Here is an 18,652-nt window from a genome sequence, read left to right as displayed (position 1 = left end):
GGCGGCACTTTCTTCCGGGAGCCTCTCATGACCCGTCGCACTGATCAGATCAAACTCGGCGCATTTCTGGCCAACAGCGGTCACCATGTCGCCGCCTGGCGCCATCCATTGGCGCAGGCTGATGCCAGCCAGGATTTCGACCACTTCAAGCAGATTGCCCAGACGGCCGAAAGGGGCAAGTTCGATGCGCTATTCATCGCCGATGTTGTCGCCGTCTGGGGTCACCATCATGACGCCCTGAGCCGCACTGCCCGTGCCGAACACTTCGAACCCCTGACCCTGATGTCGGCCTTGGCCGCCGTTACCCGCAATATAGGCCTGATCGCCACCGCCACTACCACCTATAACGAGCCGTACCATATCGCCCGCAAGTTTGCTTCCCTGGACCACTTGTCCAAGGGGCGTGCCGCCTGGAATCTGGTAACGTCTGTGGTCAGCGACGAGGCCTGGAATTTTGGTCGTGAGCAACACACCGATCACGCCGACCGTTACCAGCGCGCCGAAGAGTTCCACGATGTAGTACAAGGCCTGTGGGACAGCTGGGAAGACGATGCGTTTGTGCGCAACAAACAAAGCGGCATTTATTTCGATGAGAGCAAGCTGCATGTGCTGAACCACAAAGGCCCGCACTTCTCGGTACGCGGCCCGCTGAACGTTGCACGTCCGCCTCAGGGTCATCCGGTGCTGGTGCAGGCAGGCGCGTCAGAACCCGGCAAAGCGCTGGCCGCCCGGGTTGCCGAAGTGATCTTCGTCGTCAATCACGATGTCGCCGGAGCGCAGGCGTTTTACAGCGATATCAAAGCCCGTGCAGCCGCACTGGGACGTGAACCGGACGCGATCAAAGTCCTGCCCGGCATCACCCCCTTTATCGGTGAAACCCGAGAGCAGGCGCAAGCCTTGTTCGAAGAGTTTCAGGCATTGATTGATCCGGTCCTGGGCTTACGGCTGCTGGCCGATACCTTGGGCGATGACATTGACCTGTCAGGCCATGATCTGGATGGCCCACTCCCGATCACTGAACCCGGCCAGCGTGGCAGCCGTCGTGACGGCGTGCTGGAACTGGCCCGCAAGGAAAACCTCAGCATTCGCCAGCTCTACCTGCGACTGGCGGCGGGCAACCCGGTGATTGGCACGGCAACAGACATCGCCGATACCTTGCAGACCTGGTTCGAGGCGCGGGCCTGCGATGGCTTCAATGTGTTCTTCCCCTACTTTCCCGGCGCCATCGAGGTGTTTGTCGATCAGGTGATCCCGCTGCTGCAAACCCGTGGCCTGTTTCGTACCGAATACGAAGGCAGCACACTTCGCGAAAACCTTGGCCTGAACAGACCGGAAAATACCTTGCAGAAGGCCCGAAACAAAACTTTGGCGAACGCGTCATGAAACGTTTCGGCGCCCTGCTGATTGCATTGAGCAGCCTGTTTGGCACACCTGCATTTGCGTTGAATATCTTGCTAAGCAACGACGACGGCTACGCCCACCCGAATATCCGGGCGCTGTACAGCGAGCTCAGATCACAAGGCCACAACGTCAAGATCGCCGCGCCCTTCAGCGAGCAAAGTGCACGGGGTGGCGCGTTCATTTACGGACGCGAAGTACAGATCGGGCAAGACGCAGACCCCGCGTGGCCCGACAGCTACTACCTGACCACCTCGCAACAGGGCGTGTGCACCAGCCCCGCCTGTGCTGGCCAGACAGTTGATATCACCATCAGCGCCACACCGGTCATGGCTGTTCTGATGGGCCTGAAGAAAGTGATGCCGCAAGCGGATCTGGTCATCGTCGGCCCCAACCCTGGCAACAATCTGGGCGTCATTAACAACGCTTCCGGGACTTTCAATGCGGCCAGTATCGCGCTGCTGGCTGGAATTCCAAGCCTGGCGTTGAGCACTGATCTGAAGGAAAAAGATCCGCAAAAAGTGGCTACGCTTATTGCCGGGCTGGTGAAGAATCTTGAACAGCATCGCCAGCCGGACGGGGCACTGCTGCCCAAGGGGACTGGGTTGAACATCAATCTGCCGCCGCTGACGGCCATCAAAGGCGTACGCCTGACCCAAGTCGGCAGCTACGTGCCTTTCGCGGTGATCTACACCGACGACATGGGTAAGCTAGACGCCAAACTGGCTGGACAACCCGGCATCAGCTTTCAGTACAATCCACCGCCAGGCGCCAGCGAACAGGATGATGAAGCGGTCTGGCTCGGCAAAGGCTATCTGACCATCAGCCCCTTCAGCGCCATACCGGCAACGGTCGACGCAGCGTCTGACCTTCAGTCTTTACTGAATCTACCGTTGCCGCCATTGCCCTCCTCAACCAGCAAGGCCACGCAATGAGTCTTGAGATCAGCTGGCAATTGGTACCTCGCCACACAGAGCACAACCTTGATGCACAGGCCTGGGCCGATCAGCCCGGCGAGTGGATTCAGTTGGCGCAGGCGGTAGAGTATGCAGGTATTGACCGACTGTGGGTGCCGGGTGACTCGGTCCATGCGGAGAGCCTCGGGGTGACAGCGGCATTGTGCGCTCACACCCGCTCGCTGGCATTTACGGTGAGCATCGCCCCGGAAGTTATCCTGCCAGCAGCGCTGGCGGCCACGGCGCAAAGCCTGCAATCCATCAGCGATAATCGTGTGCGTCTGCATTTGCCTGACGGTGAAAAAAAACAGCTGCGCAACGCCTTCGGTGAATGGCTCAACCGCGATCAACGTAGCGAGCGAATCGGCGAGTATCTGGATATCCTCCGGCACCTATTGAATCCGGTGTCTGATCCTTTGAATTTTTCCGGTCGCTACTTTCAGCTGGAAAACGCTGGTATTGCCCGGCGCACGCTCCCCGCCCCGGCGCTGATTCTCGATGACAGCCAAAGCATCACGCTGCTCGCCCGGCATGCCGATGAATGTGTTCTGCGCTCTGCCGAGCCACGCTGGGTCAGTAGCGAAATTGCCCGCCTGCAAGCAGCGGCGAGCGAGCAAGGACGCACAATCAGATTTGCCTGCAACCTTGGTTTGATCATGGCCAGCAGCGAAGCATTGGCATGGACTGCCGCGGAGCGGTATCTGGACAAACATTCATCAGTAAGAGCGCTGGCATCTTCTCGCCCCCAGGATCAGAAAGTCGCAGACCTGCCTTCACGAAACGCTTTGGTCCGACGCCATGAAATCCACCCCAATTTATGGCGGCCTTTCAAGGCGGAGCCAACCCTGCTGGTCGGCACGCCGCACCAGATCGCGACGCGTCTACAAGAGCTGCATGGCCAAGGGATTGGCCATATCAATATCTACTCCCAGCCAGCAGTCAGCGAAGCATTACGTTTTGGTGAAGAGGTTCTGCCACTGCTGCAAGCCAAAGGATTACGTGAGGAGCAACAGCATCATGTCCACTCGTAAACCTGGCTCTATTGAACTGAACTGGTTTCTACCCACCAACGGCGACGGTCGTCATCTGACCAGCAGCGGCCTGCCCAAAGTCGGGCTGTTCCAGGAGGGTGAACGCGCACCCTCCCTTGCGTACTTGCGCCAGGTTGTTCGCGCCGCTGAGCAGGCGCGTTTTGACGCGATCATGGTGCCCACTGCAAGTGGCTTCGAAGACCCATGGCTCATTACTTCGGTGCTGGTTCAGGAGGTACAGCGTCTTAAGTTTCTTTTGACGGTACGCCCTGGGCTGGAGCTGCCGAGCTACACCGCGCACCGTGCCGCGACACTGCAAATGTTGAGCAAAAACCGTCTGGCACTGCACGTGGTCAGCGGCTCCAGTCGCTTTGAACAACGGTCACTGGGGGACTTCCTGGAGCATGACGAACGTTACGCCCGTAGCGCGGAATTCATCCAGTTACTCCAGGCCACCTGGTCTGGCGAAGGGCATCGATATCAAGGGCGCTATTACAGAGCCACGGAAACCCCGGCCATTGCGGATCCTGGGAAAATGCCCGAGATTTATTTTGGCGGTGCATCATCAATCGCCGAGCAAACCGCCGCAGGTCATGCCCAGACCTATCTGATGTGGGGAGAACCTCCGGCGATGATTGGCGAGCGCATTAAGCGTATGCGCGATCTCGCCCAGGCTCAACGGCGGACCCTGCGTTTCGGTTTACGCTTGCATGTGTTCGCCGCGCCTACTGCGCAACAGGCCTGGGATCACGTGGAACAGCTGCTGGATGAAATCCCTCGGGAAGCCATTGAACAAGCCCAGCGTCAGTTGGCCAACTATGAGTCCGTGGGTCAGTCACGCCAGAACAGCCTGAATCAGGGCCGTACCCATGGCGTGCGTGAACTGGAGGTGTCAGCCAATCTGTGGGCTGGCGTGGGTCTGGTGCGCGGAGGTGCGGGCACTGCCCTGGTCGGCAGCTATCAGGATGTCGCCGAGCGCATCGAAGAATATCACCAGCTTGGCGTGGACAGCTTCACTTTGTCGGGTTTTCCACACCTGGAAGAAGCCATTCACGTAGGCGAAGAACTACTACCTTTGCTACGCGGGCTGCGTGCGCCCGACGCGCATCAGCCGCTCAACCGCCAGTCTTTTCCCGCCCCTTGAGCATGCCGTGATTAACCAGCAGCGTACGCATTGCGTTACGGGTGATGCCCAGTAACTCGGCGGTGCGCAGTTGGTTGAAACTGCAATGGGCGAAGGCTTCGCGCACGATCAAGTCTTCCAGATCAAATAGCAGCGAATCGCCTGGCACATCGAACAGGCGACGTAACTGATCGCGGATGGTTTCCTGTGGCAAGCGCGGGACGCCTTCGGTACTGCTCTGGATAGCGCTAAGCCCGGCAGAAAACTTCAGATGCTCAGGACGTATCACCTTGTCGCCTGCAACCAGAAGCGCCAGGTGCACCACATTTTCCAGTTCACGGATGTTGCCGGGCCAAGGGTAGGCAAGCAGCGCATTGACAGTTGCCTCGGACAGCATCGGCTCGGTGATTTTCAGTTTCAGGCTGTAGCTTTTGCGGAAATGCTCAACCAGCGGAAGAATGTCCAGCGGCCGTTCGCGCAGCGCCAGCACCTGAACCTGCGCAACGTTAATCCGGTAAAAAAGGTCCAGCCGGAAGTTACCCGCCTCAACCGCCTGTTCAAGGTCGATGTTGGTCGCGGTGACCAGGCGGATATCAATCTTGATAGGCTTGCGCGACCCGACACGGACAATTTCCTGCTCCTGTAAAGCCCGCAGCATTTTTACTTGTAAAGCCAATGGCAGATCACCGACCTCATCCAGAAACAGCGTGCCGCCGTCAGCTTCTTCAAACCAGCCTGCACGGCGCCCCACTGCGCCGGAAAACGCACCGGGTTCGTGCCCAAATAATTCGCTTTCAGCCAGGCTCTCGCTGATCGCACCGCAGTTGACTGCGACGAAGGCACCCTTGCGTCCACTGGCTTCATGTATGAACCTGGCAACCAGCTCTTTGCCTGTCCCGGTTTCGCCATTGATCAGTACCGGCACGTCACTCGGCGCAACCCGCTTGAGGTATTCAAGCAACTCCCGGGATCGAGGATCGGCAAACACCAAAGCTTTGGCGCGGATCGACAGTGGGTTCTTATCGCCCTGGGGCAATGTCAGCACTGGGACCGCGCCCCACGCGTTATCACTCATGGCTGAATACTCTCGGGAATCTTCCTGAACGGATATAAAGCTTCAACACCATCTTCCACACATTTATAAAAACAACGTCGCCAGCACACAGCAGGTCAACAACACATAAGGCAGTTCCATGGAACGCTTACTCCGTCATTCGAAAAAGCACGCGTTCCTTACGCGACCGGAACAGCTTGCAGAACACTAATGCGCTGAATGATCCATCATGCTGTTTATTTCTTAAAAGAATATTTTCTCGTCACAACCTGCTAAACAGGCATAAAAAACGTTTGTCTCTATCCGGGTTTATTGAGTGTCTGACGAATAACTGAGGCTTATTCGATAAGGCGTTACGCGCTGCGTTTTTTGTTATTTCAGTCCTGCAAGTCCGCTTCTTATAGTGTGCGGCTCCGCGACTATTCAACCCTGCTCCGCTTAAGGAAAACCTGATGTTTCGACGTCTGTTATTGCCCACAGTGTTTCTGGTCATGGCCGGTTGTGCCGCTACGCCAGTCGAGTCCGTTCACACCACCAACCCGACCAGTTCAACCTTGCAAGGCGACAGCAGTCGTCCCGCTCAAGCAGTCTGGCTGCGTACAGAGCTGTACTTCTCCACCGGCTTGCTGGATCGCAAGGAAGGCAATATAAGTCCGGAGCGCTGGCGTGAGTTTCTCGACAAGGAAGTCACGCCACGCTTCCCCGATGGTTTCACCGCTCTGGACGCCTACGGTCAGTGGCGTGACAAAGGTGCATCCCAGCCTGAACGACTGAGCACAAAAGTGATCGTGATCCTTCACGAAAACACAGCTCAGCACGGCGAGGACATCGAAGCCATTCGCCTGGCGTGGAAACGTATCACCGGCGATCTGTCAGTACTGCGCTTGTCTCAGCCAGCGGATGTTTCGTTCTGAGTGAGGCACGAAAATCCAGGGCCGATCTAAAGAAGATCAAAAATAGCGGTAGCGCCTCGGACCTGTAGGAATTCACCGATCGTTGTGTACCTGACACACCGCTTCGCAGCCTTCGGCAGCTCCTACAAGAGGTCGGTGAGGCGCTGTAAAAGCGCAACCCATATCAGCCTTAGCCGCAGAATCGGATATGCACACAAAAGCCGAAGGCTCGCTTAAAAACCGTAAGTAGCACGGGCATAGTAATAAGCACCATTGGTACCGATTGGCGACAGCACGTCATACGGCAGGTTGCCGCCGTAGTTGATCTGCGAACTGGAGCGTTCCGGGTATCGATCGGTCAGGTTATTACCGCCCAGCGCAATATCAAATTTCGGTGTGAATTTGTATTGCACCTCGGCATCCAGTTGCCAGACCGCGTTGTAAGTCTGCTCCGGTTGCGAGTCACCAAAATCAAATACCCGCGTGGTCTTGCCCTGACGCGTCAGGCGTCCCAACAGCCCCCAATGCTGACTGGCCCAGTTCGCGGAAAACACGAAACGGTCCCGGGGTGCGGCATCGGTCAACGTGTTGCGCTCTTCCACCCCCACCAGCGCGTCGCTGCCAATCCCAAGCGCGCTGAGCTGCGACGGCGTGCCTTTGGTCTTGGTGACCTTGGTATGGTTCCAGGTGTAAGCCGTAGTCAGACCCAGTTGCCCGGCAAACAAAGGCTGGTGGTAGTTGAGAACCAGCTCGGCCCCGTCGGTGCGGGTATCGGCGGCATTGGTGAAGAAGTTCACATCATGCACCCCGGCGACACCGAGGTTGTCATTGATGTACTGCTCCAGCGCGTCACTACCGATGCGTTGCGACAAGGTAATACGGTCTTTCACATCGATCCGGAATACATCCAGCGACGCATCAAAGCGCTCGCTCAGTTGCGCAGTCAAACCGAGGCTGAAGTTCTTTGACGTTTCCGGGTCCAGATCCTGAGCGCCAAGGGCACGAGCGATCGGATCGTTGACCGAGAGCACACGGATATCAGTCAGCGTGCCGCCAGTACCAAAGTTGCTGGTGGTGTTTTGAAAGCCGACCTGCGCCAAAGACGGCGCACGAAAGTTGTTCGATATTGCACCGCGCAATGCCCACTGCTCGGTCAGGCGATAGCGACCGCTGAGCTTGCCAGTGAGTTTGCTGCCCGCATCGTCATAACGCTCCCAGCGCGTGGCAGCGTCCACGAATAATCGATCGGTCAGATCGCCGGACAACTCGGCATAGGTGCCAAATACGTTGCGGTCCAGATCCACTTCTTCGCTCGGTCGCAAGCCATTGGCACCGTCGGCACCTGATCCGATATAGGAAGCTTCATCACCTGCGTACGTGAGGTAATTCTCGTAGCGGTACTCGCCGCCCACCGCCAAGACAAAGGAGCGAGCTCCCAGGCGCAATTCACGGGTGAAATCCAGGTTAGCCGTTGTCTGGCGCAGCTCATATTCACCGGTGTCAAAACGCGTCGGCGAGTCAGCGCCCAGGGCGACGTTCAACGTGCGCTGGGTAGCGGATTCAAAATGGTTACGGCCGTGGGTGATGCTGCTGTCGAAGTCCCAGTCGTCACCGATCAAACCTTTGAAACCAGCCGTCGCAGACAAGTCCTTGTTGTCGCCCAGCGATTGAGGAAGAAAGCCGTTTGGGTAGAACTGCGGCTGCTCTGAAGGGTAGCGATAAAACTCGGCGCCCGTGGTATGTCGCTCGTTATAGGTACCGAACGAATAAGCTTTACCGCCAGCCAGGGGCAACTCGCTGTTGAACCAGGCATTAACGTCTCGTGACACACCGTCGCCCATCACATAGTTGCGTTGCCCGGGCGTGTCAGCAAAACCATCGAATCCGGCCCGGTTGGTCGGGTTGCGGTCCTTATACTCAGTGCCGCCGCGAATGAACCCACCGTCCTCCCCCAGACGTGTACCGATCTTGGCCGTGGTCAGGCTGTTCTGGCCGTCAGTCGTGGTTTTGCCAATGGCATCCTGGTGGGTGTGATAAGCGCCATAAGTCGTGGAAACCTCACCGCCTTCGGGAGCATCGTCAAGGATGATGTTGATCACCCCTGCGATGGCGTCAGAACCGTATTGCGCACCGGCACCATCACGCAGCACCTCAATGCGTTTAATCGCACTGATGGGGATAGAGTTGAAATCCACCGGCGCAGTCCCGCGACCGATTTTCGATGAATCATTGACCAGTGCCGAGGTGTGGCGACGCTTGCCGTTGACCAACACCAGCACCTGATCGGGACTCATGCCGCGCAGTTGCGCAGCCCGCACGTGGTCTGCGCCACCCGAGTTGGACTGACGCGGAAAGCTGAACGATGGCAACAATGTCTGTAAGGCCTGACCCAGTTCGCCATTGCTGGCACCGGCAGACCTGAGATCAGCTGCGGTCAACACGTCCACCGGCACAGGCGAATCCAGCACGGTGCGCGAGGTGCCCCGCGTGCCGGTGACCAGAACCGCACCCAGGCGAGTATCGTCGTTAGTTGCCGAAGTCTCATCAGCCTGGGCAGGAAGTTGCGTCATCGCTGTCACGACTGCGACAGCAAGCAATGAACGTGAACGGTGGTACATGGAGCAGCTCCTTTGAATCGCAGGTAATACCGGACCGATCGACGATAAAATGCCGGCCACAGTGAGGCGGTAATCGCTGCTGTAATTTTTAAGTATCGGGAAAGTCCAACGCGGCGCACAAACAAACAGATCAGGCGCGGCAACGCCTGAAAACAAAACCCCAAAGTTAATTAAAACCCTTTGAGGCATCGATGCTAGATGAGCAGATCACTGAATCCAAAGAACGATTAATACTTAGGTTAGATCAGACAGAGCAACTGTTGCTTAATCAACAGTTAGTGTTGAACAGACAACAGTTAGTCTGCACGCCAGTAAGCTTCTATTCTTAAAAATTATGCACACAAAGTACCGAGCGAGCTTCGGCGACTCCTTTCAAACAATGTCTCAACTATCTGAATCACGCCTGCACAACTCAATCGAAAGCTTTATGCAGCCATTCATCTTCTGCAATATCCAGGGCTTCACCACTGAAACGCTGTTCGAGAAACGGATCGGCCTGCAGATGAAAGCCGTTGCTCTCCCAGAACCCCGGACGCTCATCTTTGATGAACTCCAACGTTCTTAACCACTTGGCACTTTTCCAGAAATAACGACCCGCGACGACCAACCGTAATGGCCAGCCGTGTTGTGGGGCAAGCGGCTGTCCGTTGTAATTCAAAGCCAGCAAACTGTCAGGAAGCAACAGGTCTTCAAGCCTCAGATTGGTCTGATAATCCTGATCGGCATGCGCCATGACGAATGCCGTGCCCGGCTGGATATCCAGCGCCCCCAGCAGATCGCTCAGGTGCACGCCACTCCACTGAGTATCGAACTTTGACCAGCGCGTTACGCAGTGGATATCACAACGCAATTCGCGTTGCGGCAAGCGCTGCAAGTCGGCGTAGGTCAACTCTACGGGGCGGGATACAAGACCAGACAAACGCAGCGACCAGGTTGACAGGTCGTATTCCGGCACCTGCCCCTCATGCAGAATCGGAAATCGCTCCGTCAGCACTTGCCCGGGAGGCAATCGCCCACTCAGCGCCGGATCGGTTTTCGGGACGCGACCTTTACGCAGCCGAGCAGCCTTGTCGTGCATTTCAGCACCTCATTTAGCCAGTGGGATCCATGGTGCGTTTGCTACACCGGCAGCCTCGCCGAATGCCGGTACTTTTTGCGCCAGATCGCGCACATTCTTCACATCCAGATCCAGCAGTTGCTGGCGTGTGATCAGTGCCGGAGGCACCAGCACATGCGCGCCCGGATCGTCACCGGCAATGCGCATGGCCAGACTGCGCACACTGATAGCCCCTGCCACTTCCGGGTTGACGGCGGCAGTGGCTACCCAGGCGCTGTCAGGTTCCTTCATGATCTGGATATCCGCCGTCGAAATGTCAGCACTGTAGATCTTCACCTGTTTGCCAAGGCCTGCTTCGTCCACAGCGATCTTGGCGCCTTTGGCGAATTCATCGAAGGGCGCGAAGATCACCTGCAACTGCGGATTGGCACGCAGGACGGCGCTCGCCTGATCCGCCACCGAGTTGGCGATCGGTGGGTTAAGGGTGCCAAATCGAGCTTTCTCGACGATGCCCGGATTGGCCGCTTTGACCTCCCGCCAGATTTCATCGCGGCGCTCCATCGGCGTGAAGCCACCGATGAACACATAACCGGCCTGGAACGTATTACCGTTGTCCTTCAGCGCCTGGCCCAGCGCCAAACGTGCCAGTTGATGATGGTCCTGCTCGATCTGAGTGACTTGTGGATTACCCAGATCAATGTCGAATGCCACAACCTTGATGCCCTTGGCGACCGCCTTCGCGACGGTATCCTTCAACGTCTCGGCAAGACCCAATTGAACAATGATGCCGTCGACACCCAGATCAATTGCCTGCTCCAGCATCTCCCGCTGAGTCGCCGCCTGTTGCCGCGCGTCGAACAAACGCAGATTCATCCCCAACGCCGCCGACTGTTTCTCCACGCCTCGCAAGTAAGCTTCGGGAAAATCTCCGGCAAACAGATAGCCCACCAAGGCGATGTTCACCTCGCCCTTGTCAAAAGGCGCCGGCGCACCGGCGATACCGGCCGCATGGACGCCACCGCCAAGAGAAAAAACCAGAGTGGCTGCGAACAAATGGCGCAGCCCGCGATTGATGAATCCAGACATCGAGTGATCCTTCTCTGAGGGTGGCTCAACGCGCACGTTGCGCGAGGCCGAAGGTAAACATCAGCGCCAATACCAACACCGCGCCCTTGACGAAGTCCTGGGCGTAGTAAGGCGCATTGAGCATGGTCAGACCGTTGAGCAGCGTCGCCACCAGCAGCGCGCCCACCAGCGTGCCGAAGGCATTAGGCTTACGCGCACCGAGTACCGCAAAACCAATCAGCGCAGCCCCTAGGGCATCCAGCACCAGACCGTTACCGGAGCTGACATCGCCGCGCCCGAGCCGTGCGGCCAGCAACAGCCCGCCCAGCGACGCCAGTAACGCCGACAGCACATAGGCGATCAGCTTGTATTTTTCAACCGGGGCACCGGCCAGTCGCGCCGCCCGTTCGTTGCCACCGATGGCGTAAAAAACACGGCCAAAGCGAGTCAGCTCCAACAAGCCCCAGACCAGCACGGCGAAGACCAGCATTACCAGCACCGGAACCGGCACCGTGTCCCACAACCGCGCACGCCCCAGCGCCAGGAAGGCCGTGCTGAAGCTACCGTTCGCCTCCTCCCCGTTGGGCAAGGTCATGCCGACCGCGATCGAGCGCCCGCCGGTAGGGATCAATTGCAGGCCGATGATCAGGAACATACTGCCAAGGGTCGCAAGAATATCGGGAATCCCCATGCGCACGATGAGAAAACCGTTGAGCAAGCCCACCAGCGCACCGCAGCCAAGGCTGATGAGGATCGCGGGCAGCGGTCCCCAATCGAGTACTACCATCACGTAACTGGCGCACATCAAGCTCATGGCCGCCACCGCACCAATGGACAAATCCAGACCACCCACCGACATGCTCAAAGTGACACCCAGGGCCAACAAGGCAACGATGGAAACCGACTGAAGAATGATGAACAGATTGCCGACTCGCAGAAACGCGGGCTCCAATATGGAGAAAAGCACCACCACGATGGCCAGGACCAGCAACAAGCCGTAATGGATGGTGAAGCGCAGCAATGAGCCACGCGCGCGTAGCTTTGGCGAATGTACAGATGTCGATTCAGACAAGCGTGGCTCCTCGACGGGGCAAAGGGTCGGTAATGGTTTGCGGCGAGATACCCGCCAGTTGCGCAACGAGTTGCGCGCGCTCCAGCCCGGCGCGTGAATAATCAGCGATGACGCAGGCATCACGAACCACCAAAATGCGATCGGCAATTTCCAGTGCTTCGTCGGGGTCAGAACAAATCACCAGCGTGGCGCGGCGAGCGGTACCGGCGCGGATGCGCGCGCCGATCTCCCGGCGAGCGCGGATGTCCACACCCTGAAAAGGTTCGTCGAGAATCAGCACGCGACCGTTACCCAGCAACCAGCGGGCCAGCACTACCTTCTGCTGATTACCGCCGGACAGCGTATCCATCGGCACGTCGATCCCGGCGCACTTGACGCCCAGTGTTTGCACCTGCTCTTGCACCGCCTCGCGCTCGACGGCGTGATGAATAAACCCGCCACGGCTGAAGCGACGCAAGAACGGCAAGGTCAGGGTTTGCGCCAAAGAAAAACCCGGCACCAGTGAGCCGCCGACGCGATCCTCACTGGCCATGAAAACACCGCCCGCGATGGCTTGCTGCGGTGAGCGCGGCGACCATTTTTTGCCATCCAGCTCGATGGTCCCGGCCATGGGGCGGCGCAAGCCGTAGAACAATTCGGCGATCTCGCTTTTGCCCGCACCCAGCAAGCCGGTCAGAGCAACCACCTCGCCTTCATGCAAATCCAGATCGAAACCAGCGCTGTGCTCGCTTACCCGGCAGCCGCGAACCTGCAAGACCTTCTGACCTCGTTCGACCGGCTGGTGAACCACCGGCGCCAACTCGCTTCCCAGCATCGCATGGACGGCAGCCGTCAGATCCAGCGGTGCGGCGAACTCGCCAGCCAGACGGCCGTCACGCAGGACGATCGCCCGATCAGCAACACGTTGCAAATCGGACAGGCGATGAGAAATGTAGAGAATCGAGACGCCCCGCTCGCGCAGCGTATCAATCAGTTCGAAAAGGCGCTCCGCCTCGGTGGAAGACAGTGCAGCGGTCGGCTCATCCAGCACGAGTAGTTTGGGCTTGAGCGCCAATGCGCGAGCCAGTACGACCAGTTGCCGCTCCGCCGTCCCCAGGCTTTCAACAGGCGCATCCATTGGCAGTCGCAGATCGAGATTCGCGGCTATTTGCCTGGCCCGCTCGTGCAACCGCCGTCGCCGACTGAAGAAAGGACCGCCCGGGTGGCAGAGCTCATCCAGCAGCAGATTTTCTGCGACGGTAAAACCCGGCACCACTGCCTCATCTACATGCTGATGCACTGCGACGATTCCGGCTTGACGAGCGTCCTTGGGAGAGGCGAAACGCACCGGCCTACCTTCCACCAGAAACTGCCCGGCATCGTGACCGTGGCTGCCCGCAAGTATCTTGACCAAAGTGGACTTACCCGCACCATTGGCCCCCAGCAAGGCCACAACTTCACCGGCGTACAGCTGCAAATCAATGTCCTGCAAGACGGGGTGCGCGGCAAAAGACTTGCCCAATCCGCAGGCACTGACCAAGGCAACATCACGGGCAGTAACAGGCGGGTTCATGGATATCTCAACGTCGGGGTTCAATAGGAAAAACTGACGAGCGAGTCGCACCGTGCAGCAAGAGATATAGCGTAATAGACTATTGATTCAGCAATAAATAACTAATACGAATATCCATAGAAGCGTCGCCCCATGAACGGATTCCCGGATTTTTGTCACTAGGGCATAGATGCAGCGGCTACCCCGGATAACGGGTTTCCATGACCACCGACAGCGCATCCGACCGCCAGAACTCCTGATCAAACTCTACTGGCTGCCCTTGCTCACCAAAGTTGAGCCGTTCCAGGTAGAGGCTGCTGGAGCCTGGCGTCAATTGCAGTAACTCGGCCTGATGTTCATCCAGGGTGCCGGTGTGCATGGCCAGTTCGCAGCGCGACTGCACACGTCCAAAACGCTCTTTTAGCACGCTGGTCAGCGAAGTATTCAGGTCGGCCTCAAGCAGGCCTGGGCACCAACTGGCGAGCAGCGTATTGAACTCCAGCAACACCGGCCGACGATCCACCCAGCGACGCCTTTGCAAATGAAACACTGGTTCGTCAGCCGACGCCAACCCCATGCGCCGGGCCAACCAGATGCCAGCCGGACGCAGCTCGGCGTGCAGGCACTCGGTCATGGGTGTACGGCCTTGGGCGACGACGTATTCCATGAAACCGGTAATACGGGTCGGGTCATAACGAATGCGTTGCGGGCTGACATACCAGCCACGACGGTTTTCGCGATAGATCAGACCTTCCGCTTCCAGTTGCTGCAAGGCCTGACGCAACGTCACCCGCGTACAGCCAAAGCGTTCAGCCATCTCCCGTTCCGAAGGGAACTTGTGATCGGCGAGTGGCGCGCCGCCTGCAATATCCGCCGCGATTTCATCGCGGATTCGCAGGTAGTGAGGTGATATCGGGTCGAAAGGCATTTCTGAATTCCTGTACGACCGGCTTTAGCCGGGAGCAATATTTCTGACGAAAGATGTGCAGCGAATGTGCCGACGTCCTCCCGGCTGAAGCGGGTCCTACAAAATTGCGCGCCCCCTACCCCCCGACTCCTATCTGCCCGCTCAACACCCCACGCCGTGCCTCCTGGCTCAGCAGATCACGCCGCCAGGCGCGATAGCCATAGAAAGCCAGCACCACAAATCCGGCGTACAAACCGGCAGTCAGATCCAGATCACGGTGCAGGTACATGCCGACGTAGACGCAATCGAGGACGATCCATAACCACCAGCTCGCGACATATTTGCGTGCCGCCCAGACGCTGGCGACCAGACTGAACGCGGTCAGCGATGCGTCCAGCCACGGCACGGCGGCGTCAGTAAAGTGCGCCATCAGGCTGCCAAGCAGAACAGCGGCCAACGCCCCGACGATCAGGCTCAAAACCGCGGTGCGCAGCGGCAGGCGCGCCACATGAACCTTGCCATTGTCCAGCCCGCCCTGGCTCCAGCGCCACCAGCCGTAACCTTGAAGGAAGGCGAAAATCACCTGCAACAGCATGTCCGAATAGAGTTTTGCATCGTAGAAAATCCACGCATACAACAACACCGCCACCACACTCACTGGCCAGCACCAACGAATGCGTTGGGTGGTAAGCCACACGCCAATGATATTGATGACCACCGCGATTATTTCCAGCGTTGACATGGTTTGCCCCTCGGTCAGCTGGCGCGCGGCGCCAGCCTGGAAAGCATTAGCGTTGGCCTTATTGCTGGAGATCCAGCGCCTGTTGTTTGAGCTCGCGTTTGCGCGTCATGGGCAGGTCTTCCTGATCGCCATAAGGTGCGCTGTACCATTTGCCATAAGTCGGATTAGGCAGCAGGAACCAGCGCTGCCCCAACCAGGCCAGATAGGGCGCGGCTGCCTTGCGCTGTGCCGCGAGGTTATTGCTGTCGGCCTGAACGAAATCACCAAACGAATCCCCCACCAGCATCAAAACCCTTGCGTGGCTGGCGACCCATTGGCGGCGACAGGTTTTGCCATAACCATCCTTCTCGCATCCCCCAGTGGGGGTTGCCGCAGCCAGAACCTGCTGCGCATCGCTCACCGGGAACCCCCGCAGACGCAGGTTTTTCACCGTTGCTGCTACCTGCGAATGCTCGCGGTTGGTCAGGTAATAGACTTTCACGCCACGCTGAGCAGCGGCTTGAAGGAAGCCTACCGCGCCCGGCAAATCCTGCGCCTTGGCCTGATCCACCCAAACGTTCCAGCGGTCATAGGAGTAGATCTGGTCGTTGCGGATATCACGGGCATTGAGCGGGATGTTATCGAGCAGCGTTTCGTCGATATCCACGATCACCGCTGGCGGCAAACCGCTCAAGTTGCGTGGCGCTTGCGGCAAGGCGTCCCAGGTCGGATCAGCCAGCGCAATATCAAGTTGCCGTGTGGCGCTGTCGAACACCTGTCGGTAGATCAGCTCATGCTCGATGGACGTTTGCGTCCACAGCACAGCGTCCAGTTGATCGTTGGCCGGTGGTCGTTGCTGACACCCGGCGAGCGCGGCGAATAGCGCAAGCGTGCCACTGATAAAAAGCTTACTCATGCTGACCTCAGAAATTCACAGTGGCTGACAATCGCGCAGTACGTGGCGCGCCGGGGAACAGATAGCCGTCGCCCGCAGACTCGCCCACGTCACGCCAGTAACGCTTATCAAACAGGTTATCGACCGTCAGACGCAGCACAGTGTCATAGCCCTCGACCCTGGTGCTATAGCGGCCGCCCACGTCAAACACCGCATAGTCGTCGACTTTCACGCTGCCCTGCCTGTTTGCGTACTTGCTGCCGCTGTACTGCACACCACCGAGCAAAGCCAGGCCGTTGAAGCCAGGAATGCTGTAGTCACCGTGCAGCGCAGCGCGAAATTTGGGGACGTTGATTGCCTGATGACCGTCGTATTCCTCGGTGCCGCTGCCGGAGACGCGTGCGCGAATCGCGGCGACGCTGGCCGATACTTGCAGGTTGGAGGTCACGTGACCATTGGCAGACAGCTCAAGCCCGGTATTTTTTTGCTTGCCTTGCTGAACATAGGTCAAGGTCCCATCGTCGTTGGGACGGTTGTACTGATAGTCCTGTGTGATCTGGAACAGCGCGGCTGTCAGGCTCAATCGCTGCCAGTCGTGCTTGACGCCCAGCTCGATTTGCCGGGACGTCGTCGGTGGCAGAATCTCATCGGCGTTGGTGCTGAACCAGGACGCTTCGCCTCCCAACGACAAGCCTTTGCTGTAGCTGATGTAGAGCGAAGTGTCCGGACGCGGTTTGTAGATCAGCGCCGCCTGAGGCAGAAACTCCGCGCGCTGCGTATGCCGGGTGGTAGCACCGTCGCTGTCATAGCTTTCCTCATCAAGGCGAACCTGGCGCCCGCCAAGTACGGTTTGCCACTGCTCGTTGAAGCTGATCCGGTCGGTGGCGAAAACACCGTACTGGCGGCTGTCCAGACGGCGATAGGTATGGCCCAACTCACCTGAATAAGGCTCGAAAGTATCCGGCGTGGTGCCAATGCTGCCACTGCCAATGTATTCATTGATCGAGGCACGACGATCCACCAGACGGCGGAAAGCCGTAGTCCCGAACGTCAGGTCATGCGTGAGAAATCCGGTGTCGAACTGCCCGTTGATCGCGGCCTGAGCTTCGTCATTGCGACGGGTGTCGTCAGGACTGCGGTAATCCGAAATATCGTACTCGCCCTCGGGGCTGAAATAGTTCGCCACGTTCACGCCTGCACAACTGGCCGAGCCATAACAGCCCCAGGCGAAGGTGCTGTAGTCATCAATCACCACGCGGCTGCGCGAGGCGCTGAGGCTGGCTTTCCATGAGTCGTTGAAACGGTACTCGTATAGCCCGTCCAGGTTAAGCGACTCGATACCTACCGGATTGGACCAGCTCTGGTAGCCCAGCAGATCACGTGGGTTGGGGTTGTGAGGCACCGTGGTGCCGCCCAGTAATTGGTAGCCCGGCACGGAGCGCTGTTCGCGGTTCTGATACTCGGCGTTCAGTTGCAGCACGCTGTCAGGGCTGATGTTCCAGTCCACCGCCAGCGAAGCAAAATCGCGCTTGCCGTCGGCGTGATCAACGTAGGAGCGAATGTCCTCATGCGCCAGGTTGGTCCGGATGCCCAATTGCTGCTCGCTGCCAAACCAGCCGCCAAGATCGGTGGCCAGGTAGCGCTCGCCCTGCTCATTGGTCGAGACCGTGACAGAGCGTACATTTTCTGGACGCTTGCTCACGTAGTTGACCAGCCCACCGGGCTCCGACACGCCGCTTTGCAAGCCAGCCAGACCTTTGAGCAACTCGACCTGCTGCTTGTTTTCAAGCGCAACGTTCTGTTCGCCGGTAATGGTCCGGCCGTTAATCTTGTAGCTGCTGGCTGAGTTAAGGGCGAAACCGCGCACCACGAAATTCTCGTAGTAGCCGACGGGGGCATAGCTGTCGCCCACCGAAGCATCGTTGCGCAGCACTTCGCTGAGTAGCCGCGCCTGCTGGTCCTTGAGTCGTTGTTCGGTGATGACGGCAATGGATGCCGGCGTGTCCAGCAATGGCGCCTGACCAAACCCGCCCACCGCGGCCTCAGTCGCCTGATAACCAGTGTCCTGTTCGCCGAGGACCGTGATTGCACCCAGCTGCACGCTATTGCCTGCGGCTGTCTCGCCTTCTGCCCATGCCGTACCGGCCAGCAAACCATTGCCCACACCGCAGGCCATCAATACGCCGACTCTCAGCAGGTTCGGCGTAAACCTCGGAGCGGTTGACTCGGATGTTCGATAAGAAATAACCATGAAAGCTCCTTTGTGGGCGCTGTATACCGGCGCTTTTTGCCGGGCGCAAGGCCGCAAACGCGCCGGGTCTGCAAACAGCC

15 protein-coding genes are annotated in these 18,652 nt (G+C 58.2%); 5 read left to right on the top strand and 10 right to left on the bottom strand.

The annotated features are described in order from the left end of the window. Positions 1 to 27: 27 nt before the first annotated feature. The 4 genes from ABRP31_RS10740 to ABRP31_RS10725 are packed head-to-tail and all read left to right on the top strand — an operon-like array spanning position 28 to position 4,529. Positions 28 to 1,383, top strand: coding sequence for an LLM class flavin-dependent oxidoreductase (locus ABRP31_RS10740; protein ID WP_349972288.1), 1,356 nt, complete (start codon positions 28 to 30; stop codon positions 1,381 to 1,383). Further along, positions 1,380 to 2,333, top strand: coding sequence for a 5'/3'-nucleotidase SurE (locus tag ABRP31_RS10735; protein ID WP_349972287.1), 954 nt, complete (start codon positions 1,380 to 1,382; stop codon positions 2,331 to 2,333). The genes ABRP31_RS10740 and ABRP31_RS10735 overlap by 4 nt, the downstream gene beginning before the upstream one ends. Beyond that, a complete protein-coding gene (locus tag ABRP31_RS10730; RefSeq protein ID WP_349972286.1) occupies positions 2,330 to 3,385 on the top strand; it encodes an LLM class flavin-dependent oxidoreductase in 1,056 nt (351 codons plus the stop codon). Before ABRP31_RS10735 ends, ABRP31_RS10730 begins: the two co-directional genes overlap by 4 nt. Beyond that, positions 3,372 to 4,529 (top strand): LLM class flavin-dependent oxidoreductase, encoded by a 1,158-nt coding sequence (locus ABRP31_RS10725; protein WP_349972285.1) that lies wholly within the window; start codon positions 3,372 to 3,374, stop codon positions 4,527 to 4,529. The genes ABRP31_RS10730 and ABRP31_RS10725 overlap by 14 nt, the downstream gene beginning before the upstream one ends. Here ABRP31_RS10725 and ABRP31_RS10720 read toward each other — a convergent pair. Continuing rightward, the gene (locus ABRP31_RS10720) at positions 4,501 to 5,583 is read right to left on the bottom strand and encodes a sigma-54 dependent transcriptional regulator (RefSeq protein WP_349972284.1); all 1,083 of its coding nucleotides are present in this window, start codon (positions 5,581 to 5,583) and stop codon (positions 4,501 to 4,503) included. The two genes, ABRP31_RS10725 and ABRP31_RS10720, sit on opposite strands and share 29 nt — an antisense overlap. Positions 5,584 to 6,014: 431 nt before the next feature. Between ABRP31_RS10720 and ABRP31_RS10715 the strand changes: the two genes are divergently transcribed. Beyond that, positions 6,015 to 6,476 (top strand): DUF3574 domain-containing protein, encoded by a 462-nt coding sequence (locus ABRP31_RS10715; RefSeq protein WP_349972283.1) that lies wholly within the window; start codon positions 6,015 to 6,017, stop codon positions 6,474 to 6,476. A gap of 212 nt (positions 6,477 to 6,688) precedes the next feature. On the opposite strand, the gene ABRP31_RS10710 is transcribed toward ABRP31_RS10715, so the two are convergent. The 9 genes from ABRP31_RS10710 to ABRP31_RS10670 all read right to left on the bottom strand — a co-directional run bounded on the left by ABRP31_RS10710 (position 6,689) and on the right by ABRP31_RS10670 (position 18,572). Next, positions 6,689 to 9,073, bottom strand: coding sequence for a TonB-dependent receptor (locus ABRP31_RS10710; protein ID WP_349972282.1), 2,385 nt, complete (start codon positions 9,071 to 9,073; stop codon positions 6,689 to 6,691). A gap of 412 nt (positions 9,074 to 9,485) precedes the next feature. After that, the gene (locus ABRP31_RS10705; protein WP_349972281.1) at positions 9,486 to 10,151 is read right to left on the bottom strand and encodes a molybdopterin-dependent oxidoreductase; all 666 of its coding nucleotides are present in this window, start codon (positions 10,149 to 10,151) and stop codon (positions 9,486 to 9,488) included. A gap of 9 nt (positions 10,152 to 10,160) precedes the next feature. Next, a complete protein-coding gene (locus ABRP31_RS10700; RefSeq protein ID WP_349972280.1) occupies positions 10,161 to 11,216 on the bottom strand; it encodes a substrate-binding domain-containing protein in 1,056 nt (351 codons plus the stop codon). A 25-nt stretch (positions 11,217 to 11,241) separates the two neighbouring features. After that, the gene (locus tag ABRP31_RS10695) at positions 11,242 to 12,216 is read right to left on the bottom strand and encodes an ABC transporter permease (RefSeq protein WP_349972326.1); all 975 of its coding nucleotides are present in this window, start codon (positions 12,214 to 12,216) and stop codon (positions 11,242 to 11,244) included. Between the two features lie 43 nt (positions 12,217 to 12,259). After that, on the bottom strand, positions 12,260 to 13,819 hold the full coding sequence (locus tag ABRP31_RS10690) for a sugar ABC transporter ATP-binding protein (protein ID WP_349972279.1): 1,560 nt from the start codon (positions 13,817 to 13,819) through the stop codon (positions 12,260 to 12,262). A 178-nt stretch (positions 13,820 to 13,997) separates the two neighbouring features. Continuing rightward, positions 13,998 to 14,726, bottom strand: a complete 729-nt coding sequence (locus tag ABRP31_RS10685) for a UTRA domain-containing protein (RefSeq protein WP_349972278.1) — start codon at positions 14,724 to 14,726, stop codon at positions 13,998 to 14,000. A gap of 115 nt (positions 14,727 to 14,841) precedes the next feature. Then, entirely contained in the window at positions 14,842 to 15,447 is a 606-nt protein-coding gene (gene pnuC, locus ABRP31_RS10680; RefSeq protein ID WP_349972277.1) for a nicotinamide riboside transporter PnuC, read from the bottom strand. Between the two features lie 58 nt (positions 15,448 to 15,505). Beyond that, positions 15,506 to 16,342, bottom strand: coding sequence for a 5'-nucleotidase, lipoprotein e(P4) family (locus ABRP31_RS10675; RefSeq protein ID WP_087267995.1), 837 nt, complete (start codon positions 16,340 to 16,342; stop codon positions 15,506 to 15,508). Between the two features lie 7 nt (positions 16,343 to 16,349). Next, complete coding sequence (locus ABRP31_RS10670) at positions 16,350 to 18,572, bottom strand: TonB-dependent siderophore receptor (RefSeq protein ID WP_349972276.1); 2,223 nt, start codon at positions 18,570 to 18,572, stop codon at positions 16,350 to 16,352. Positions 18,573 to 18,652 lie beyond the last annotated feature (80 nt).

This window comes from Pseudomonas caspiana (assembly GCF_040224095.2).
GTDB lineage: Bacteria > Pseudomonadota > Gammaproteobacteria > Pseudomonadales > Pseudomonadaceae > Aquipseudomonas > Aquipseudomonas caspiana.
The sequence above is the reverse complement of the archived record's forward strand: the minus strand, read 5'-3'. Positions and strand labels throughout refer to the sequence as shown.